This is a genomic window from Vreelandella subglaciescola (assembly GCF_900142895.1).
Classification (GTDB): Bacteria; Pseudomonadota; Gammaproteobacteria; order Pseudomonadales; family Halomonadaceae; genus Vreelandella; species Vreelandella subglaciescola.
Genome location: NZ_LT670847.1, coordinates 1,472,215 through 1,490,994, shown reverse-complemented (window position 1 = coordinate 1,490,994; position 18,780 = coordinate 1,472,215). Strand labels below are relative to the sequence as shown.

Here is an 18,780-nt window from a genome sequence, read left to right as displayed (position 1 = left end):
GCCTTTTTTCATGTTGCCGGGAGTGTTTTATGTCCTTATCAACCCTGACTAAACCTGCTGACGCGCCCTCCACGGTGGACGCGTCGGTGCCTTATTATCAAAGCGTGGGCAACGAGTGCGAGATGTTCGAGCAGGCGTTTGCCCAGCGTTTGCCGCTGCTGCTGAAAGGCCCCACCGGCTGCGGCAAGACGCGCTTTATCAGCCATATGGCGGCAAAACTAGGCAAGCCGCTGCATACGGTGTCCTGCCACGATGACCTGACCGCCGCCGACCTCACCGGCCGTTATCTGTTGAAGGGCGGTGAAACCCAGTGGGTCGACGGCCCGCTGACCCGTGCGGTGCGCGAAGGCGGCATCTGCTACCTCGATGAGGTGGTCGAGGCGCGCAAGGACGTCACCGTGGTGCTGCATCCGCTCACCGACGACCGTCGCGTGCTGCCGCTGGAGCGCACCGGCGAGCTGCTCGAAGCGCCGGACGATTTTATGCTGGTGGTGTCGTACAACCCGGGCTATCAGCACATTCTCAAATCCCTCAAGCCCAGCACGCGCCAGCGCTTTGTGGCCATGTCGTTTGATTTTCCACCGCCGGCGGTGGAGCGTGATATTGTCGCCAAGGAAAGCGGCCTGCCCGCCGAACGCTGCGCGGCACTGGTCAATCTGGCCGCCAGCCTGCGGGGCATGAAAGGCCAGGATCTGGAGGAAGGGATTTCTACCCGCCTGCTGATTTACTGCGCCACCCTGATTCAAGCCGGCATGCCGATTCTCGATGCTGCCCGAGCCACCATCGTGGAGCCGCTGTCCGATGATGCCGACGTGCAGGAAGGATTGATGGAAGCGGTTCGCGCCACCTTCGGCTGATGCCGCTGATGCAACCACGTTTCATCCGCGTTTTTCATGGGCTTACGGGAGGCCGCCATGCTGGATTTCCTTGAGGTTGAAGAGTTTGTCGGCCGCCACTGGCACCGTTGGGCATCCCGGGCAGACAGCTACCCCGAGTACCCTGATGCCGAGGTGTTGCTGGACGATATGCAGCATCTTCTCGGTGTGTTTTTTCGCGCCGCCGGTGGCGATGCCGGCCTTGAAGTGGCGGCGATCAAGCGCCGTGCCTCGCGTCACCGGCTCAGTCTGCGCCAGCGGCTAGGGCTTGACGAAGAAGAGCTTGACCAGGCCCGTCGGGATGAAGACCACCTGCTGCTGCCGCCCAGACTGGCGCTATTCCCCGAGGCGGCGCTCAATCGTGACCTCTACCTGTGGCTGACCGCCTACCTGGCCGAAGTGCAGCCGATATCGCTGCCGGCTGACCTGCTGCAGGCTGATGTTTGCCGGCTGCGGGAGGCTAGACGCGCCTGGCAGGCGACGCTTGCACGCTTCTCCGGCCTGCAGAATCGCTATATGGCGCTGTGCGCAGCGCTGCTGAGTATTCGCCCGGCGCGCCGACGCCTGCCGCCGGTAGAGGCCGCGCTGGAAACGGCGCTGTGCGCCGAGCTGGGCGCGCCCGATCCTGAAAGCGGCTTGGCGCTTGCCCTGCAGCACGCCATTCGGGATCCCGACACTCCGCTGGATGATTTGCGTGCGCCCCAGGGCTATCGCCCGCCGCTGCCGGTGCCGCTGTGGGGGCAGGCCGTGGCGATCGGTACTCGTGATGCCGAGCAGGATAGCGTCGAAGACGACGATGACGAGACCGAGCTCAAGACCCGGCATGAGGAAGAAGATGACCAGGGCAAGCGTCAGGCCGATCGCCGGGAGCAGGACCAGGCCGACCGCGACGACTCCTTTATGCTCAACGCCTCGGAGAAAATGCTCTCCTGGGCCGAGATGGTCAACCTCAACCGCCACGTCGACGACGAGGAAGAAGACGCCCGCCAGGCGGCTGATCAGATGGACGAGATCGTGCTTTCGCCCAACCGCAAGAAGGCCTCGTCAAAGCTCAAGCTCGACCTGGATCTGGCGCCCGACGCCGCTGCCGGCACGCGGCTGAAAGGCCGTCACGTTTACCCCGAATGGAACCATCGCAAGCAGGCCTATCTGCCCGACCACTGCGTGGTGCTCAGCGATGTGCAAAGCGAAGAAGGCGAAAACTGGACGCCCGATGAAATCACGCGCCGGCGTATACGCCGCGTGCGCCGCGAGTTTGAAGCGCTCCGGCCGCGGCGGGAAATGCTGCGCGGTCAGCTTGACGGTAGCGAGCTGGACATGGACGCGGTGATTCGCGCCCGCTGCGATCTGGCCGCAACCGGCGAGTCCAGCGATCGGCTATACATCGAGAGCCGCACTCAGGCGCGGGATCTGGCAGTGTCGATTCTGGTGGACGTATCGCTGTCGACCGAAGCCTGGCTGGACGATCGCCGCGTACTCGATGTGGCCAAGGAAGCGCTGCTGGTGCTGGGCCACGGGCTGGCCGGCTGCGGCGATGACTACGCCATTCACAGCTTTACCTCCCAGCGACGCCACAAGGTCTGGGTGAATACGCTGAAGGACTTTGATGAGCCCATGGGCGAGCGGGTGACGCGGCGCATTTCGGCGCTCAAGCCCGGCAGCTATACGCGTATGGGGCCGGCCATTCGGCACCTGACCGCAGAGCTTGCCAAACGGCCCAACCGCCACCGGCTGTTGCTGATGCTCACCGACGGCAAGCCCAACGACAACGACTACTACGAAGGCCGTTACGGCATTGAAGATACCCGCAAAGCGGTGCTGGAAGCGCGGCGCGAGGACGTCCGCGTGTTTGGCGTCACCATCGACCGTCAGGCCGGGCAATATATTCCGCGCCTGTTTGGCCGCGGCAGCTATGCCATCGTCCAGCGCCCCGAGCATTTATCGCTCGCGCTGCCGGGGATTTACCGCCAGATTATCGCCACCTGACTGTTGGCCAGGCGGCAGTTTGATAGAGGGAGGTATGCGTTATGCATCATTCACGGGTTCAGCCGTTGCAGCATTCCCGCTTGTACCTTGGCGTGGCGGTCTGGCTTGGCTGCGCCGTTGCGATTGTGCTGCCGCTGGTGTGGCTGATCAACAACCGCGACTGGGGCGTGGCGCTGATGCTGATCATGCCGGTGGTGGTGTACGGGCTGATGCGCCTTGGCCGCCGACTGGAACGCTGGGCCAGAGCACCCGCGCGCTAAGCGTGCGTCACCTAACGACTGAAGTGGGTGTAAAGATAGCCCGCGCTGATCAACAGCAATGTCAGCGTGATGATGCCCACAAAGGCGCCTTTCCAGGCGCCGGTGGACTGGCGCAGGTTCAAATACACCATCAGCAGCCGCTGCGCCTTGAAACCGGTCACCATCAGCACTAGCGCTGCCGACCACAGCGGCAATGCCTCCCAGCTGGCTTGATCCAGCCGTGCCGAGGCCATGGATACCACGGTGAGCGCCATCAGCGTGGCCCACGTCATCAACAGGCGGCGCTGGCCGGGCAGAATGGTCATGGGAAAAGCCTCCTTGTTAACGACAACGGGTATTAACGCAGCAGATACAGCAGCGGGTAGAGCAAAATCCAGATCAGATCGACCATGTGCCAGAACGCTGCGGCGGTTTCGACGTTTTCCACGTTGGTCCGCCAGCTCACCAGCGCGAGCAGAATCAGGCCAAACAGCACGTGGGCGAAGTGAAAGGCGGTCAGCCCGAAATAAAAGCCGAAGAAAGTATTGGTTTCGGGCGTGGTACCCGCCGTAAATTTGCTCGAGTACTCGACTATCTTGATGGCACCGAACAGCACGCCCAGCCCCGCGGCACCGCCAAGCCATTGGCGCGTGCGGCGTACTTTTCCCGCCGCAATGGCTTCCACGGCAAATGCCACAAATAGCCCGCTGGTCAGCAGTACCATGGTGTTGAGCCCGCCCATTAGCGGGTCAAGATGCTGTTGGGAGGCATCAAACAGCGCCACCTGCGCGGCGCGTTCGGTGATGTAAAGCACAAAAAAGGCCATGAACACCAGCAGTTCGCTGAGGATCAGAACCCACATCAGCGGATTGCCGGGCAAGGCAGAAAGCGGACCCCAGCCGGGGTTGGGCAGCGCGCGGGAACTCATGCGTCGCGAAGCGTAATATCAGCGCCGCCGAAGGCCAGGCTACGTGGGTCAGGCACGGGCCGATTGGCGATTAGCCGGGAAATGCCTACGCCGCAGCGGCCGACCAGCCAGATCAGGCAGGTGGTAAAAAACACATAGCCCATTGCCCAGGGCGCCATGGGGGAAATCCCGGCAACGCCCAGCAGCTGCCAGACAACCGCAAACAGCGCGCCGCCAAGCACGCCCAGCCAGAACGTACGCAGCTGAAACTGCAGGTGGCTTTGCACCCAGGGCGCGGCGTGGCGATATTTGAGATGGGCGACAAGCGCGCCGGCCGGCGCGGTGACAACCGTCATGACGCTGCCCAAAAGCAGCATGTAAACGATGACGGTAGCGCCGCGACCGGGCGCCTGTTTATCCAGCGGCTCGGCGTGATGGGGGTCGAGTGCAGTGGCCATGGGCACCTCGCTAAAAAAGTAGTGGCCGACAGGGTGTCGGCCCAAAGATGTATGTCACATACTACTATAGCGCGAGGTGCCGTCGTAAAAGTTGGCCTGGATCAATGTTTAGCGTGTCGAACGCAGGGAGCCTGCGCAGGTTGAATCGTCAGAGGAGACGCTTTTCACTCCGCGAGACGCTGCGTTCGTGCATCATGCACTACCATATTCACTGTCGACGTCGTGTCGGTCAGTGCGCTCGACCGAGACTCAAGCTGAGCCGGGGTCTGAGCCTGAGCCAGCCCTACAAGAGTAAGAGTCGTAGCGAACAATAGTGTAAGAATCGCGGCGCGTAGCATGATGCCTCCTGACGAAAGGTGCTCGAAAAACCAGGGACGGCCCGGGTTTTTGAAGCTATTTTTAAGCTTTTTCTAAGTCTTTGAAAATAAAGTAAAATTTACGAAAGTCTGTTGGTTAAAGCCGGGTTTTCGGATGTGTCTTATTGAGAAGACTATAATGTGCGGTGCACTGTGTGATTATCCCATATAAAACAAATAAAGCGAAGTCGTTTAAGGCGTAAATCGGTGTTTAATGAGTGTTTAAAACAACTATTAAATAGCGTTATTGAAACGAATGAATAGCATTATATAAAAATATGGATTCACGGTAATGAGCATTAATCAGCGGTATTGCATATGGCGTTGTGGATGAAGCGCTCGGTGCCCGGCGGCGGTTTAGTCCTGAGCTCAAGACTTGCCCGGCAAAACAGCGCACAATGGGGCCGCATCCGGCGTCATTGTGCGCTGGTCCGCACATCGTGTAAGTCAATGTTTATACAGTGTTAAAGGTGACAAATGAAAGCCGTTGCGTTGACGCATTATCTTCCCGTCGAGGATCCCGAGGCATTTTTGGATGTGGACCTTCCCACGCCCGCGCCGCTGGACCAGGACCTGCTCGTAGCGGTCAAGGCCGTGTCGGTCAATCCCGTGGATACCAAGATCCGGGGGCCCAAGGAGCAGGTAGAAGACCCGCCCCGGGTGCTGGGGTTTGACGCCAGCGGCGTGGTCGAGGCCGTGGGCCCCGAGGTCACGCTGTTCAAGCCCGGTGATGAAGTCTACTACGCTGGAGATATTACCCGCGCCGGTTCCAACGCCGAGTTTCAGCGGGTGGATGAGCGCATTGTCGGGCACAAGCCCACCACGTTGAGCTTTGCCGAAGCCGCCGCGCTGCCGCTGACCACGATCACCGCCTACGAGGCCTTCTTCGAGCGGCTGGGCATTGACCGCGACGGCGCGGATAAAGGCCAGAGCCTGTTGATCATCGGCGCCGGCGGCGGCGTGGGCTCCATCGGCATTCAGCTGGCCAAGGCGGCCGGGCTTGAGGTGATCGCCACCGCCTCGCGCGACGCAACCACCCGCTGGGTCAAAGAGTTGGGGGCCGACCACGTGGTCAACCACCGCGAACCCATGGTCGAGCAGGTGCGCGCGCTGGGGTTTGAACACGTCGATCACATTGCGATTTTCAACGACATGCGCCACTGGGACGCTGCCGTTGAGCTGATTCGTCCGCAGGGCGGCATTGTCAGTATTGATGACGCGACGCTGCCGATGCCCATGGCCGGGATGAAGACCAAGGCGGCCAGCCTGCACTGGGAGTTCATGTTTACCCGCGCGATGTTCAAAACGCCGGACATGATCGAACAGCACCGGCTGCTGAGCTACGTGGCGGGTGAAGTCGACGCCGGACGTATTCGCACCACGCTTAACACGGTGCTAAGCCCGATTAACGCGGAGAATATGCGCAAGGCTCACGCGCTGATCGAAACCGGCACGGCCAAGGGAAAAGTCGTACTCGAGACATTTGTCTGATCAGCTACTTGTTGGTTAGGGTTTGTACGAAAAGTCGTCGAGCGTAGTTCAGACAAGGCAAAAAACAGCGAAAAAGCGCAGTTTACAGCGTGTAAATGAGCATTTTGAGCTGATTTTTAACACCGTATGAGCAAGCGCAGGCACTTTCCGGACAAAGCCTAGACCCAAAAGCCCCGCCCTGCAGGTTATGCACAGGGCGGGGCTTTTTTTTGCAACGTTGATCACTTACCAGTCGGTCGGCTGCTCGGGGCTGGCAAGGTTGTGATCGGTCACGGGCAGCTGGGTTTTATGCTGAGTGTTTTGCATCAGGGCAACGGTGGTTTCGGTCATCGCCGCGCTGTGGCCCAGGGTGTTTGCCGCATCAACGCTGGCCTTGACGTCCTGAGACATCGGGGCGGCACCGGCAACGGGTTCCTGGATATTCTGGTTGGCTTGTTGAACAGCCACGCTGGCGCTGGCAGCGGCAGGTAGTGCGACGGCAATAACGAGAGAAAAAAGTAGTGATTTCTTCATGGTGCGTGACTCCGTAACAGTAAAGGGACGGGCGTTTTGAAGTACGCTGCCCCGTGTGGATGACCACATAATGCGCCTGTGTACGAACCATGACGAATCGAACGTTGCAAAAGCAGTTATCACGCTAATTAATTGGCGTAAAGCTCTGTGGATCGCCGATAAATTCCTCGATGCGCGCGCGCAGCCAACGCTCTGCGGGGTCGTTATCCTGGGCGCCACGCCATGCCATGGAAAGATCAAAGGACGGGCCGGTAAACGGCAGGGCGTTGGCGTGCAGCCGGCCGCTTGTGGTCAGCTCTTCAATGACGTAGTCGGGCACGGTGGCGATAAGGTCGGTATCGGCAAGCAGCGTACCCAGCGCGCTGAACTGCGGTACGGCAAGGACGACGCGGCGCGTGTAGCCAAGCGTTTCCAGGGCGTCGTCCACGTAGCCGTCAAGGTCGCCGGCGAAGGATACCAATGCGTGAGGGCGAGCGCAGTACTCATCAATCGCCAGAGGAGCGGCAGCGTCGTCGGCACGCAACACTTGTGGCCAGCTGCGGCGCAGCGGCTTGCATTTGGCGTTGGCCGGCAGGTCGACAACGTAGCTTACCCCCACCGAAATATCACCGGCGTTCAAAAGCTCCGGCATCAGTAAATAGTTGGTACGGCGAATAACCAGTACCACGCCGGGAGCCTCGCGGCGCAGCTGGCGCAGCAGGGCGGGCAGCAGCGCAAATTCCACGTCGTCGGATATACCGATACGAAAGACGGCGTCGCTGGTGGCAGGATCAAATTCGCTGGTAGTGCTCAGCGCGTTGGCGATGGAGTCCAGTGCCGGCGCCAGGTGCTTGAAAATCTCCTCGGCCCGGGCGGTTGGCTCCATGTGGCGGCCGGCGCGGATAAACAGCGGATCGTCAAACAGCGTGCGCAGCCGGGAGAGCGCCGCGCTAATGGCGGGTTGGCCGAGAAACAGCTTTTCCGCCGCTCGCGTTACGCTGCGTTCGTGCATCAGCGTTTCAAAGACGATCAACAGATGAAAATCCACACGGCGCAGGTCAGTACGGTTCAAGTGTCTATCCTTGAGGTATACGGCGTAGCAGGGCGCGTATCATAGCATTCACACACGTCAGTGGCTCGCTGTGAAAGCATTGCGTTCTGCCAACATGTCTGTAATTCTAGACAGATGGATAAGTTGCAAACTCTTGATGTTCTCGCCGCGCTTTCGCAGCCCACGCGGCTCGATGCGTTTCGCCTGCTGGTGCGCCATGAACCCGATGGGCTCTCGGCAGGAGAGATCGCACGGCTTTCCGGTGTGGTGCACAACACCATGTCGGCACATCTGGGCATTCTGCTGCGTGCCGGCCTGGCCACATCTAGGCGGCAAAGCCGCTCGATTATCTACCGCGCCCGGCTTGACGGCCTGAACGAAACCCTCGATTTTCTGGTACGCGACTGCTGCGCCGGCGACCCTCAGCGCTGCACGCCGGACAAACCTGGCCAACTGCTACAGCAAGGAGATACGCCTATGCCCAGCGTGATTTATCACAACCCCGCCTGCGGCACCTCGCGCAATACGCTGGCGATGATGCGCCAGTCCGACGAAGAGCCCCACGTCATCGAGTACCTGAAAACGCCGCCGTCGCGGCAAAAGCTAGTGGAGTTGATCGCGGCCATGCAGATCGCGCCGCGCGAGCTGCTGCGCGGCAAGGACGCCCCGCGTGTCGGGCTGGAGCTGGATGACCCCGCGCTCGATGATGACGCGCTGATCGACGCCATGCTCGAGCACCCGCTGCTGATCAACCGCCCGATCGTGGTAACCCCCAAAGGCACGCGCCTGTGCCGTCCCTCAGAGGCGGTGTTTGAGCTTTTAACCACCCCGCTGAGCGCTTTCACTAAAGAAAACGGTGAGATCGTGCGCTTTGAGCAAGGGCGCATCATCGAGGCGGCCAAATGAGCATAAACGAGCTGCCCCACGTCGAGCCCGAGTCGTTTCAGCCGTTGGATATCGACCGGCTGGCAGCCGCCGGCGACCCCGGCCATTCGCCACGCATTCTGGTGCTTTACGGCTCGCTGCGCGAGCGCTCGTATTCGCGTTTTGTCGCCGAGGAATCGGGGCGGCTGCTGCGCCAGTTTGGCTGCGAAGTGCGCACGTTTGATCCCGCCGGCCTGCCGCTGCCCGACGATATCAGCGCCGAACACGTCAAAGTGCAGGAGCTGCGCGAATTGGCCGAGTGGAGCGAAGGCATGGTCTGGGTCAGCCCCGAGCGCCACGGCGCGATGACCGGCGTGATGAAAGCTCAGATCGACTGGATACCGCTAGCGCTTGGCGGCGTGCGCCCCACCCAGGGCAAAACGCTTGCCGTCATACAGGTGTGCGGCGGCAGCCAGAGCTTTAACGCGGTGAATCAGCTGCGCCTTCTGGGGCGCTGGATGCGGATGCTGACTATTCCTAATCAGTCGTCCGTGCCCAAAGCGTTCAACGAGTTTGACGAGGCAGGGCGCATGCGGTCGTCGCCGCTTTATCGCCGCATTATGGACGTGTGCGAAGAGCTGACGAAATTCACCTGGCTGACTCGCGGGCGCTCGGCCTACCTGACCGACCGCTATTCCGAGCGCGTGGAAAGCGCCGAAGCGGTGTCCCAACGGGTTAATCAAACCGCCCACTAAGGCGCCGTTCAGCGCAGGACTCTCACGCGACGGCTTCACCACACAATTCGGACAACAGGAAGAACGCTTTATGCTCGCGCTAGCGATATTTGTGGCCACGCTAACGCTGGTTATCTGGCAGCCCAAAGGGCTGGGTATCGGCTTTAGCGCGCTGGGTGGCGCGGTGCTGGCGCTGGCCGTCGGCGTGGTCAGCTGGGCGGACGTCGGCGTGGTGTGGAGCATCGTTTGGGACGCCACCTTTACCTTTGTTGCGCTGATTCTTATCTCGTTGATACTCGATGAAGCCGGTTTTTTTGCCTGGGCGGCGCTGCATATCGCCCGCTGGGGCAACGGGCGCGGGCGGCTGCTGTTTCCGCTGGTTGTGCTGCTGGGCGCGCTGATTGCCGCGGTATTCGCCAACGACGGCGCGGCGCTGCTGCTCACGCCCATTGTGGTGGCCATTCTGCTGCGGCTGTCGTTCACGCCCGCCGCAGCGCTGGCGTTCATTATCGCCACCGGCTTCGTGGCCGATACCGCCAGCCTGCCGCTGGTCATCTCCAACCTCGTCAATATCGTCAGCGCCAACTACTTCGATATCGGCTTTGACCGCTATGCGCAGGTCATGGTGCCGGTGGATCTGGTCTCGCTGGCCGCCACGCTTGCGGTGCTGGGCATTTATTTCCGCCGTGATATTCCGGCGCGCTACGACGTTTCTCGGCTGGAAGCGCCGACCAGCGCGATCCGTGACCACTACGTGTTTCGCGCGGCGTTTCCGCTGCTGGGTTTGTTGCTGGCCGCGCTGTTTGTCACTGCCCGCTGGCCGCTGCCGTTCAGCGTAATCATGGGGGCGGCGGCGCTGATATTGATGGCCATTGCCGGGCGCGTCTGGGCGCCCGGGCAGCCCCGCGCGATTGCGCTGGGCAAGGTGATAAAAAATGCCCCCTGGCAGATCGTGCTGTTTTCGCTGGGCATGTATCTGGTGGTCTACGGGCTGGGCAACGCCTGGCTGACCGCCTCCGCATCGGGGGTGCTTGAGTGGCTCGCGCGGCAGGGCGACGTTGTTGCCACGATCGGCACGGGGTTCGCCGCCGCGCTGCTGGCGTCGATCATGAACAACATGCCGGCGACACTGATCGGCGCGCTGGCGATCGATCAGGCGAAGCTCCCGGCGCTGACTCAAGAACTGATGGTCTACGCCAACGTCGTGGGTAACGATCTGGGGCCCAAGTTTACCCCCATCGGCAGCCTTGCCACGCTTTTGTGGCTGCACGTGCTGGCGGGCAAGGGCTACCGCATTAGCTGGGGGCAGTACATGAAAATTGGCGTGGTCATCACCACGCCGGTACTGCTGGCCGCGCTGGTGGCGCTGGCGCTATGGCTACCGGTGATTACCCACGTGTAAAGGTGGGGTAACGGCTAATGCCAGTCGCGGGGCTCGCCGCGATCGCACTTCACACAGCCAAGCTCCAACCCCAGCCGCGAGCGCCGGCCGGCCTCGGTGATTACCCAGGGCCGCTCGGTCCACGGCGGCTGGTGGCGCACATGCTGGTTATGGCCGCAGGCAAGCTTGGCCACCCAGTGATCCTCGTCATCCTTGTGATAGCCGACAATCGGTTGCTGCATGGCAGTCGGTTCCTCAGGACTGTGACGAGGGCGCCCAAAGATTGACGTCGCCTTCTACCGCGTAGTGATCGATCTCGGCCAGTTCATCGGCGGTAAAGTCCGGGGCGTTCAGCGCGCCGACGCAGTCGATCACCTGCTCGGGGCGGCTGGCGCCGATCAGCGCCGACGTTACTCTTCCGCTACGCAGCACCCAGGCGATGGCCATTTGCGCAAGGCTCTGGCCGCGGCGCTCGGCAATGGCGTTCAGGGCACGCACGTTTTCCAGGTTCTCGGCGGAAAGGTGCCCGTCGCGGATGGTTTTGCTCCAGTCGGCGCGGCTGCCTTCGGGAATACCCTGCAAATATTTGCCGGTCAAAAGCCCCTGGGCCAGCGGCGAGAACACGATTGAACCCATGCCCAGCTCGTCGAGGGTATCCAGCAGTCCGTCGTCTTCGATCCAGCGGTTGACCAGCGAATAGCTCGGCTGGTGAATCAGGCACGGCGTGCCGAGCGAGCGCAGGATAGCGACCGCCTCCCGGGTGCGCTGGGTATTGTAGGACGAAATGCCCGCGTACAGCGCCTTGCCCTGACGCACGGCGTGGTCGAGCGCGCCCATGGTTTCTTCCAGCGGTGTCTCCGGATCAAAGCGGTGGGAATAAAAGATATCCACATGGTCGGTGCCCAGCCGTTCCAGGCTGCGATCAAGGCTTGAAAGCAGATACTTGCGGCTGCCCCACTCGCCGTAGGGGCCGGGGTGCATGCGATAGCCCGCCTTGGTGGAAATTACCATTTCGTCGCGCAGGCCGGCAAAATCGGTGTTAAGAATGCGCCCAAAGAGCTCCTCGGCGCTGCCCGGCGGCGGGCCGTAGTTGTTGGCCAAATCAAAGTGGGTAATACCGTGGTCAAAGGCGGTGCGGCAGATCGCTCGAGCGTTATCCGGCTGCGCGTTTTCGCCGAAGTTCTGCCACAGGCCGAGTGAAATCGCCGGCAGTTTCAGCCCGCTTTTTCCGCAGCGGCGGTAGGGCATCCGCTCGTAACGTTGTTCATCGGGCGTATAGCGCATGAAGTGTCTCCTTGCGGTTTGATAAAAAACCAACGTTGACGCAGCCACGAGTATGGCAGGATGGGGGCATCGGTGTTCAAGCCGTTGGCCTACTCCGCGATGCCAAATTTTTCTGTCAGGATGTGATTTTTATGCTGCTTTACGGTGTTCCGTTATCGCCCTTTGTACGCAAGACGCTGTTTACGCTTTATGAACTGGACTTGCCGTTTGAACAGGTCATTACCCCGCCGGGCAGCGACGCACCAGCGTTTCGTGAGATCAGCCCGCTGGGACGTATCCCCGGCTTTGCCGATGACGGCGTCAAGATGTGGGATTCGTCGGCCATTTGCCACTACCTGATTCGTGGTCAGGGCAGCGCGCTGATCGACTATGCAACGCCGCAGACGCTGGCGCGTGTGATTGCCTGGGACAAGTATGCGGATGATGTCCTGGCCGAGGCGGTCTTTCCGCCGTTGATCGAGCGTGTGGTCAAGCCAATCCGATTGGGCACTGACGCCGACGAAGACGTTGTGACCCATGCGCTCAACGAGCTGCTGCCACCCGTGGGCGACTACCTGAATGACAGCCTCGCAAAAAGCGGTGATGCTTGGCTTGCCGGCGGGGCGTTCAGCTATGCCGATATTGCGGTTGGCGCGCATTTGACCAACTTGCTGTTGGCCGGTATTGCGCTGGATGGCAAGCGCTGGCCGGCACTCGGGGAGTGGTTCACACGCTTGCAGCAGCGTGATGCTTTCCAGCGCATGTACCAGGAAGCCCGTGATTTTAGGCTTTAGAGCGCATTACGCGGCTTTCTGCTAGCTTTAAAGCGATAGGCCGGTAAATATACGGAAGCAAAAAATTGCAAGCCAACCCGAAGGAGCACGCCATGAATAACGACCAGATAAAAGGCAACTGGAAGCAGCTGAAAGGCGAAGCCCGGAAGCGCTGGGGCAAGCTGACCGATGACGATCTTGACGTTGTCGCCGGCGAGCGCGACAAGCTGATCGGCAAAGTACAGGAGCGCCACGGCTTGGCACGCGAAGAAGCCGAGAAAGAAGTGGACGAGTTTTATAAGTCGTCCAAGTAGCGCCTGGAAACGCCTAAAAGGCCTGCTGAAAGGCGTGCACCATTTCGGGCTGATGGCATAGCGCCAACGAGCGGATGATGCGCGTGATACGCAGGTGATTATGGCCGCCGGCTTTTAGCCAGATGTGGGTTGCAATGGACAGCGCTGGCAGCGCCTCCACGGCTTGTGCGTCCCGGGTCAGACCGTAAAACCCGAGCATGACGTCCAGCGAGTGGCGCTGGCGTTCACGCAGCGCGGGCGCTGCGCCGCGATAAAACGCGAGCAGTCGTGGGTCGGCGTTCATGGTATGCCTCGTTCAGTAAGTGCTTACAAAAAGATTTATTGCTTCACACGCTGCCCGGCGTGTGGGTGCCGGCAGCCGTTATCCCGTCTCGCCTCGCAACGCCGAAAATGCGATCTGCTCCTGCTCCAGGCGCAAATGTTGGCCGGGTTCAATGCTGCTCAGCATTTGGTAAACAGCTTGTTCGTGTGCCGTCAGGTTCGATAGCTCGCCGGTATACGGGGAGGGTTCAATGCCCCATAGGTGCTGGTGAGTCCGCAGGGTGGCGGCGTCCATGAGCAGGGAGCGGCTGTGGGGCAGGACGTCGCGGAGCTGGTTGAGAATCCTGAAGCCGTGGGTGTCAATATCGCCCCAGTAAAGCACTTCCTTGTCCTTGAACCAGTCGACATTGGCGAGCTGGTGGCCGATGCCGTAGCCCTGACCGAAGACGACAATGGCCGAGGGCGTTGGCGGAAAGGCCAGGGCGGTGACGTCGTTCTCGACGATGTAAACTGTTCTGACCGCCAGACCGAGCGCGGCGAACTGGTCTATGGGCACTTCGATGTCGTGTAACCCGGCCATCGCGTGTGCCTGGTCGAGAAATCGCAAACGCAGGCGGGAGGGCCGGCGGCGAAAGCCGTAGCGCTGTTCGAAGTGGCGAGCGCCGGTGGCGGCGACGTCGATGGCGTGTTCCGGCAAGACCTGGTCAAGCAGCTCTGCAATCAGCCCGCGGTTGCCTTCGATGAACTTGGTGTGCACGCCGGGGATTTCCAGCTGGCGGATATACAGGCCCGGCCTGGGGTGCTGTTCCACCCACCCAAGAATGGCGATCAGGGCAGGCCATTGCGGCTGGAGGTCAAGCACCTTGAGCGGCTTGTGCCGGCACCAGTCAGCCAACACGGGAAAGCGCCGGGTAATCTCGGCGCTGAGCGTTTGATACCGGCGCATGGCGTCGAGCCGTCCGATCTGGCGCAGGGCGGCATCAAGCGTGGGGATCACGATCGCCACTGGCAGCGTATTACGCCCCAGCTGGCGGTGATTGGCGGTGTGCCATTCCGGTACCAGGTCTTGACTGGCGGCGTTTTGCCAGTGCGTGGCCCAGCGCCGGGCGGCATTGAAGTGTTCCAGCAGCTGACCGGCCGTGGGTTTTTTCAGCGTCAGGCGTAGCGGAAAAAGGGCGTCCGGCTGTTCGCAGGCGCGCAACAGTTCGCCTTTTTGCCAGCGCTTTTCCAGCTGCTTGCGTATATCAGACGCTGTTGTCCAGTCCGGGCTCATGGTTCGGGTGGGCCCTGTGTTGCCCTGTCGGCCCTTGTCGAGCGTTCCTCGCGGAAGGCTTCGATGGTCAGGTTGCGCAGCAGCGACTCCCGGCCTTCGGGGTTGGACACGAAGCTGACGTGGGCGACGTAGGGTTCGATAATGTGAATTTTCTGCATGGGGGTGACGATCAAGAGCTGTAGGTTAAGCTGGCGGAACAGCTCCAGGCCGAAGCGGGCCGATTCGTCAGAGCCGCGGCCAAAGGCTTCGTCGATCATCACGAAACGGAAGCTTCGCGAGCGCACTTCGCCCCATTCCAGCCCGAACTGGTACACCAGGCTGGCGGCGAGCACGGTATAAGCGAGCTTTTCTTTCTGCCCGCCGGATTTACCCCCGGAGTCGGTGTAGTGTTCGTATTCGCTGCTGTCTTCGCGGTAGCGTTCGGAGGCGGCAAAGGTGAACCACTGGCGCACATCGGTAACTTTGCGGGTCCAGCGTTGATCCAGCTCGGTCGTGCCTTCGCGGCCACCAAAGCGTTCGATAATCGCTTTGACTTGTAAAAATTTGCGCTCGTCGTACTGGTCGTCTTCAATGCCCAGGGTGGTGTTTTCGGTACAGGCTTTCAGGCTTTCCTGAAACTCGCGGATGTCCACGTCGGCGTTGGGCTGGGCTTCGAGCAGGATATAGCGGCCGGGGTTGTATTCGATATCGGCCAGGGAGCGGTTGATCTGCTCGATACGCTCGCGAATCAGCTGGCGTTCCTTGTGCAGCTGGCCCTGAAAGGTGGCAATTTCGTTGATCGCGTTTTCATTGAGCAGTGCCTTGAACTGCTGTTCAAAGCGGGGCAGGTTATCCGCCTGCAGGGCCTCAAGCATGGCGCGGTATTCGGGCACGGCGTCGAGGCTGATATCCACCTCTTGGGCGTCCAGCGGCCAGCCGTGATTGAACCGACTCATGGCCTTGAGGATGCTTTCTTCCAGGCGTTTTAACTGCCCGGCCTCGTTATCGATTTTTTTCTGCAGCCATTCGCGAAACTCCTGTTCGCGGTTGGCGCAGGATTCCACGCTGAGCTGCTGCTCGCCCAGCGCCTCGGGGCGTAGCGCATCCAGCGCTTTGAAGGCCTCCACCTGCTCGTTATCATCGCTCAGTAGCGCCTGGGCGTCTTCCAGCGCCTGTTGTGCATTGCGCTGTTTGTCCTCGGTGCGGCCCAGGTCGCGATTGAGCTGGCGTTCCTGTTCCTCGTTCTCGCGGATGCGCTCTTCCAGCGTCTTGAGCTGCTCGCTCAGTGCCTGAAGCTGGCTGGAAGCCGACTCCAGTGCCTGCTTTTCCTGCGCCATTCTGGCGCTGTCCTGCCCCGGGGTTTGCCAGTCGATATCGCTGAAGTGTTGCACCTGCAGCAGGGCGGTCATGGCGTCACGCTGGCCGCTGAGCTCAAGGCGGCGGGTGTCGATAGCCGCCAGCTGCGCGTCGAGCGCCGCAATGGTTCTTTCCAGCTCGGCCTGGCGGTTTTCCAGGGTAGCGATTTTCTGCTTGTTGCTCCAGCCGAGAACAAAGCGGCTGCGGTCGTCAAGGCGGTGGCGATCGTCTTTCTCATGGCGCTGGTTGCCCGCCTTGAGTTGCCCGGACGCGGTAATGGCCCGGGGCTCCCGGCGGAACTGGGCCAGGTCGTCGCAGCAGGCGTAATCAAACCGGCGCGCCAGCTCTTGTTCCATCCAGGGGTAAAAGGCCGAATCGGGGCGGATATCCAGCTTATTAATCAGCGATTGGGCGTGGCGCTCGGGCATCGCTGGTGCTTGCGGTTGGTGCACCCGGTAGTAGACCAGCCGCCCGCGCAGGTTGGTGGACTCGACCCAGTGGGCGACGTCGGCATAGTGCTCGTCGGCGACCAGTAGCGCCAGCGCAAAGCTGTGCAGCACGCGTTCAGCTGCGCCTTCCCAGGCGCTTTCGTGGTCGCGTACGCGGAGCAGCTCGCCGGCAAAGGGCAGGTCGTCGGCGTCAAGGCTGAGGGCGTCGCACAGGGCATCGCGAATGCCGACCTGGCGCGAGTGAATATTGGAATGGCGCTGGCGCAGAGAGGCCAGCTCGTCTTCCCGCTCGCCGTGTTCTTTACGGGACTCCCGGCGCGATACTTCAAGCTCCGTGTGGCTGTTGTCCTGCTCGGCCGCCAGGCTCTGAAGCTCGTTCTTGCGCGCGGTCAGCATGCCAACCTGGCGGGTGAAGGTGTCCAGGTCGGGCTGGCGTGTCAGTTCGAGGCTGGCGGCGAGGCGCGCGTATTCGTCGGCTTTTTGCTGACGCCGCTGGCGCTCCTGATCGAGGCGCTGGATCTCGGCGGCAAGCTGCTCGAGGCGGTCGCCGCCCTGCCGGGAAATGGCTTCTTTGATCTGGTCGCGCTGGCCGCGCTGTGCGGTCAGGCTTTCAACCTGCTGCTGCAGGCGGTGACTCTGGCGTTCATGCTCGGTTTCAAGGTGGCTCAGGCGCTTTTCCAGCAGCTGTTGGCGGTGGCTGGCAAAGTAGCTTTTGAGCGTATCCCGGTTGTCTTCCCAGCGCCTGCGCTGGCGGACGCTGTGCGCATGCCGGTCGCCGTCGGCCACCAGGGGCGTCAGCGCGTCGATTTGGCGGCGGGCCTTGAGCACGGCGGCATGGGACCGGCTGAGGTCATCGAAATGGTGCAGCAGGCCGTCAATGCGGGGCTGAACGTCGAAGGCCTCGAGCATGTGCTCGCGGACAAAATCGGTCAGGTTGCCGACGGATTTCATCGACACGGTCTGATGAAAAAGCTCCAGCGCCTGGTTGTTTTTCAGCCCGAACAGCCGGCGGAAGGTGGCTTCGTAAGGGGGAAACGTCTCGAACAGCTGGATGCCTGGGGTATTGCGCAGCTGTTTGCGCAGCGTGGTGAGGTCATTATTGAAGTGGGCCAGGTGCTCGCGAATGGTCAGGGCATCTTCGGCAACGAGATAAAAGCGGTCGGGTTGGCCGTGCTTGTCTTTGTGCCAGAAGACCTGCGCCAGCGTGACTTGCTGGTCGTAGCCTTCGTTACCGAACACGGCCAGCAGCACGGAATAGCTGTTGTGGTCGCGCAGGGCGACGGGCCTGGCGTTATGGCCGCTGTCGCTACGCTCGGATTTGTAATAGCCCTGGACGTAGGAGCGCAGCGAACGCTCCTTGTTCAGCGCGCCGGCCGCCTTGTTATAGGCAATGCGCTGGGTGGGCACCAGCAGGGTGGTCATGGCGTCCACCAGAGTGGATTTGCCGGAACCGATATCGCCGGTCAGCAGGCCGTTGTCACCGTTGACCTCCACGCGCCAGACACGACGGTCAAAGGTGCCCCAGTTCAGCACTTCAAGGTATTGCAGCCGAAAACCGGCGCGGGTGTCGTTATCCACCATATCCAGTAGCTGTTCCTGCATTACTGCTGGCCCTCCCGGGTTGCTGGCTGGTCGTTATGCGGCGTTATGTGCTGCCGATAGTCCGCCAGGCGCAGGTCAAACGCGTTGAGCCACTGGGCGTCGACGTAGGCCTTGAGGATTCGGCGGATTTCGATTTTATCGGGCTGGTCGCGCAGGCGGCGGATAAACCCCAGGTCGGCAACCTTGTTGAGATGACTGTCGATCTGGTCGACCAGACGCGCCTCATTGGAGCTTTCAGGCAGGAAGGTGCGCATCAGGCTGACCACTTCCTCTCGGTCCAGAATGACCCGGACGTCACCGCCGGAGGCGTCGGCTTCGGCCAGCTTGCGCCGCAGCAGGGCGATCAGCAGGCTGACCGGATAGGACAGCTGGCGCCGGCTCATGAGCCGGGGAAGCGGCGTTTCGTCGGCGTCGCTTTCACGGGTGACAAGCCAGGCATAGCCCTCCGCTTCGTCCAGCTGGAAGGTGAGCCCCAGCAACGCCACGTAATCGCGGATGCGCGGCTGCAGCGTCATGATCTGCTGCCACAGACCCGGGTCATCATCCTGATAGACGACGCCCTTGAGCAGCTTGATCACGGCCAGAGACAGGGCATTATCGGAGGAAGTATCGTGAGGTTCGGGCGTAATCATGTAAGCGGAGTCTCCATGGCAAAACGTAGGGCAGGCGACGCGAC

20 protein-coding genes are annotated in these 18,780 nt (G+C 61.2%); 9 read left to right on the top strand and 11 right to left on the bottom strand.

Annotated features, from left to right (window positions below):
• Window positions 1-29: 29 nt before the first annotated feature.
• The 3 genes from B5495_RS06925 to B5495_RS06915 are packed head-to-tail and all read left to right on the top strand — an operon-like array spanning window position 30 to window position 3,121.
• Entirely contained in the window at window positions 30-857 is an 828-nt protein-coding gene (locus B5495_RS06925; protein ID WP_079552447.1) for a CbbQ/NirQ/NorQ/GpvN family protein, read from the top strand.
• Window positions 858-914: 57 nt separating this feature from the next.
• The gene (locus tag B5495_RS06920) at window positions 915-2,861 is read left to right on the top strand and encodes a nitric oxide reductase activation protein NorD (RefSeq protein WP_079552445.1); all 1,947 of its coding nucleotides are present in this window, start codon (window positions 915-917) and stop codon (window positions 2,859-2,861) included.
• Window positions 2,862-2,902: 41 nt separating this feature from the next.
• Entirely contained in the window at window positions 2,903-3,121 is a 219-nt protein-coding gene (locus B5495_RS06915) for a hypothetical protein (RefSeq protein ID WP_079552444.1), read from the top strand.
• Window positions 3,122-3,132: 11 nt separating this feature from the next.
• Here B5495_RS06915 and B5495_RS06910 read toward each other — a convergent pair whose 3' ends face one another.
• The 3 genes from B5495_RS06910 to B5495_RS06900 are packed head-to-tail and all read right to left on the bottom strand — an operon-like array spanning window position 3,133 to window position 4,465.
• Entirely contained in the window at window positions 3,133-3,426 is a 294-nt protein-coding gene (locus tag B5495_RS06910; protein ID WP_079552442.1) for a cytochrome C oxidase subunit IV family protein, read from the bottom strand.
• A 32-nt stretch (window positions 3,427-3,458) separates the two neighbouring features.
• Entirely contained in the window at window positions 3,459-4,028 is a 570-nt protein-coding gene (locus tag B5495_RS06905) for a cytochrome c oxidase subunit 3 family protein (RefSeq protein WP_079552440.1), read from the bottom strand.
• On the bottom strand, window positions 4,025-4,465 hold the full coding sequence (locus B5495_RS06900) for a DUF4870 family protein (protein ID WP_079552439.1): 441 nt from the start codon (window positions 4,463-4,465) through the stop codon (window positions 4,025-4,027). The genes B5495_RS06905 and B5495_RS06900 overlap by 4 nt, the downstream gene beginning before the upstream one ends.
• An 833-nt stretch (window positions 4,466-5,298) precedes the next feature.
• On the opposite strand from B5495_RS06900, the gene B5495_RS06895 reads away from it, so the two are divergent.
• The gene (locus tag B5495_RS06895; protein WP_079552437.1) at window positions 5,299-6,312 is read left to right on the top strand and encodes a zinc-binding alcohol dehydrogenase family protein; all 1,014 of its coding nucleotides are present in this window, start codon (window positions 5,299-5,301) and stop codon (window positions 6,310-6,312) included.
• Between the two features lie 225 nt (window positions 6,313-6,537).
• On the opposite strand, the gene B5495_RS06890 is transcribed toward B5495_RS06895, so the two are convergent.
• Both B5495_RS06890 and B5495_RS06885 read right to left on the bottom strand, forming a co-directional pair.
• Window positions 6,538-6,825 carry a hypothetical protein gene (locus B5495_RS06890; protein ID WP_079552436.1) on the bottom strand — a complete coding sequence of 96 codons (288 nt, stop codon included), beginning with the start codon at window positions 6,823-6,825 and terminating at the stop codon, window positions 6,538-6,540.
• A gap of 124 nt (window positions 6,826-6,949) precedes the next feature.
• Window positions 6,950-7,876 (bottom strand): LysR family transcriptional regulator, encoded by a 927-nt coding sequence (locus B5495_RS06885; protein WP_079552434.1) that lies wholly within the window; start codon window positions 7,874-7,876, stop codon window positions 6,950-6,952.
• Window positions 7,877-7,990: 114 nt separating this feature from the next.
• Between B5495_RS06885 and arsC the strand changes: the two genes are divergently transcribed.
• From arsC to B5495_RS06870, 3 genes are all read left to right on the top strand, one after another.
• The gene (gene arsC, locus B5495_RS15155) at window positions 7,991-8,761 is read left to right on the top strand and encodes an arsenate reductase (glutaredoxin) (protein WP_079552432.1); all 771 of its coding nucleotides are present in this window, start codon (window positions 7,991-7,993) and stop codon (window positions 8,759-8,761) included.
• Complete coding sequence (arsH, locus tag B5495_RS06875; protein ID WP_079552431.1) at window positions 8,758-9,474, top strand: arsenical resistance protein ArsH; 717 nt, start codon at window positions 8,758-8,760, stop codon at window positions 9,472-9,474. Before arsC ends, arsH begins: the two co-directional genes overlap by 4 nt.
• A gap of 70 nt (window positions 9,475-9,544) precedes the next feature.
• On the top strand, window positions 9,545-10,855 hold the full coding sequence (locus B5495_RS06870) for an arsenic transporter (RefSeq protein ID WP_079552429.1): 1,311 nt from the start codon (window positions 9,545-9,547) through the stop codon (window positions 10,853-10,855).
• A 14-nt stretch (window positions 10,856-10,869) separates the two neighbouring features.
• Here the strand turns inward: B5495_RS06870 and B5495_RS06865 are convergent, their stop codons facing one another.
• Window positions 10,870-11,076, bottom strand: a complete 207-nt coding sequence (locus B5495_RS06865) for a DUF3565 domain-containing protein (RefSeq protein WP_079552427.1) — start codon at window positions 11,074-11,076, stop codon at window positions 10,870-10,872.
• A gap of 13 nt (window positions 11,077-11,089) precedes the next feature.
• Entirely contained in the window at window positions 11,090-12,118 is a 1,029-nt protein-coding gene (gene mgrA / locus B5495_RS06860; protein ID WP_079552426.1) for an L-glyceraldehyde 3-phosphate reductase, read from the bottom strand.
• Between the two features lie 131 nt (window positions 12,119-12,249).
• Between mgrA and B5495_RS06855 the strand changes: the two genes are divergently transcribed.
• Together B5495_RS06855 and B5495_RS06850 are read left to right on the top strand one after the other, a co-directional pair.
• Window positions 12,250-12,891 carry a glutathione S-transferase family protein gene (locus B5495_RS06855; protein WP_079552424.1) on the top strand — a complete coding sequence of 214 codons (642 nt, stop codon included), beginning with the start codon at window positions 12,250-12,252 and terminating at the stop codon, window positions 12,889-12,891.
• A 92-nt stretch (window positions 12,892-12,983) separates the two neighbouring features.
• Window positions 12,984-13,184, top strand: coding sequence for a CsbD family protein (locus tag B5495_RS06850; protein ID WP_079552422.1), 201 nt, complete (start codon window positions 12,984-12,986; stop codon window positions 13,182-13,184).
• Window positions 13,185-13,197: 13 nt separating this feature from the next.
• On the opposite strand, the gene B5495_RS06845 is transcribed toward B5495_RS06850, so the two are convergent.
• The 4 genes from B5495_RS06845 to B5495_RS06830 all read right to left on the bottom strand — a co-directional run bounded on the left by B5495_RS06845 (window position 13,198) and on the right by B5495_RS06830 (window position 18,736).
• A complete protein-coding gene (locus tag B5495_RS06845) occupies window positions 13,198-13,467 on the bottom strand; it encodes an opioid growth factor receptor-related protein (RefSeq protein ID WP_079552420.1) in 270 nt (89 codons plus the stop codon).
• 78 nt (window positions 13,468-13,545) lie between these two features.
• On the bottom strand, window positions 13,546-14,718 hold the full coding sequence (locus B5495_RS06840; RefSeq protein ID WP_079552418.1) for a DUF3322 domain-containing protein: 1,173 nt from the start codon (window positions 14,716-14,718) through the stop codon (window positions 13,546-13,548).
• Window positions 14,715-18,104: an ATP-binding protein gene (locus B5495_RS06835; protein ID WP_079552416.1), complete on the bottom strand. Its 3,390-nt coding sequence runs from the start codon at window positions 18,102-18,104 to the stop codon at window positions 14,715-14,717. Before B5495_RS06835 ends, B5495_RS06840 begins: the two co-directional genes overlap by 4 nt.
• On the bottom strand, window positions 18,104-18,736 hold the full coding sequence (locus B5495_RS06830; RefSeq protein WP_079552414.1) for a DUF4194 domain-containing protein: 633 nt from the start codon (window positions 18,734-18,736) through the stop codon (window positions 18,104-18,106). Before B5495_RS06830 ends, B5495_RS06835 begins: the two co-directional genes overlap by 1 nt.
• Between the last annotated feature and the right edge of the window lie 44 nt (window positions 18,737-18,780).

Bases quoted from the DNA above. Each gene is read 5' to 3' on its own strand.
- B5495_RS06890 (WP_079552436.1), bottom strand. From the start codon at position 6,825: ATGAAGAAATCACTACTTTTTTCTCTCGTTATTGCCGTCGCACTACCT.
- B5495_RS06830 (WP_079552414.1), bottom strand. From the start codon at position 18,736: ATGATTACGCCCGAACCTCACGATACTTCCTCCGATAATGCCCTGTCT.
- B5495_RS06835 (WP_079552416.1), bottom strand. From the start codon at position 18,104: ATGCAGGAACAGCTACTGGATATGGTGGATAACGACACCCGCGCCGGT.
- B5495_RS06905 (WP_079552440.1), bottom strand. From the start codon at position 4,028: ATGAGTTCCCGCGCGCTGCCCAACCCCGGCTGGGGTCCGCTTTCTGCC.
- B5495_RS06840 (WP_079552418.1), bottom strand. From the start codon at position 14,718: ATGAGCCCGGACTGGACAACAGCGTCTGATATACGCAAGCAGCTGGAA.
- B5495_RS06870 (WP_079552429.1), top strand. From the start codon at position 9,545: ATGCTCGCGCTAGCGATATTTGTGGCCACGCTAACGCTGGTTATCTGG.
- B5495_RS06850 (WP_079552422.1), top strand. From the start codon at position 12,984: ATGAATAACGACCAGATAAAAGGCAACTGGAAGCAGCTGAAAGGCGAA.
- B5495_RS06915 (WP_079552444.1), top strand. From the start codon at position 2,903: ATGCATCATTCACGGGTTCAGCCGTTGCAGCATTCCCGCTTGTACCTT.
- B5495_RS06920 (WP_079552445.1), top strand. From the start codon at position 915: ATGCTGGATTTCCTTGAGGTTGAAGAGTTTGTCGGCCGCCACTGGCAC.
- B5495_RS06895 (WP_079552437.1), top strand. From the start codon at position 5,299: ATGAAAGCCGTTGCGTTGACGCATTATCTTCCCGTCGAGGATCCCGAG.
- B5495_RS06855 (WP_079552424.1), top strand. From the start codon at position 12,250: ATGCTGCTTTACGGTGTTCCGTTATCGCCCTTTGTACGCAAGACGCTG.
- B5495_RS06865 (WP_079552427.1), bottom strand. From the start codon at position 11,076: ATGCAGCAACCGATTGTCGGCTATCACAAGGATGACGAGGATCACTGG.
- B5495_RS06845 (WP_079552420.1), bottom strand. From the start codon at position 13,467: ATGAACGCCGACCCACGACTGCTCGCGTTTTATCGCGGCGCAGCGCCC.
- B5495_RS06900 (WP_079552439.1), bottom strand. From the start codon at position 4,465: ATGGCCACTGCACTCGACCCCCATCACGCCGAGCCGCTGGATAAACAG.
- B5495_RS06925 (WP_079552447.1), top strand. From the start codon at position 30: ATGTCCTTATCAACCCTGACTAAACCTGCTGACGCGCCCTCCACGGTG.
- arsC (WP_079552432.1), top strand. From the start codon at position 7,991: ATGGATAAGTTGCAAACTCTTGATGTTCTCGCCGCGCTTTCGCAGCCC.
- mgrA (WP_079552426.1), bottom strand. From the start codon at position 12,118: ATGCGCTATACGCCCGATGAACAACGTTACGAGCGGATGCCCTACCGC.
- arsH (WP_079552431.1), top strand. From the start codon at position 8,758: ATGAGCATAAACGAGCTGCCCCACGTCGAGCCCGAGTCGTTTCAGCCG.
- B5495_RS06910 (WP_079552442.1), bottom strand. From the start codon at position 3,426: ATGACCATTCTGCCCGGCCAGCGCCGCCTGTTGATGACGTGGGCCACG.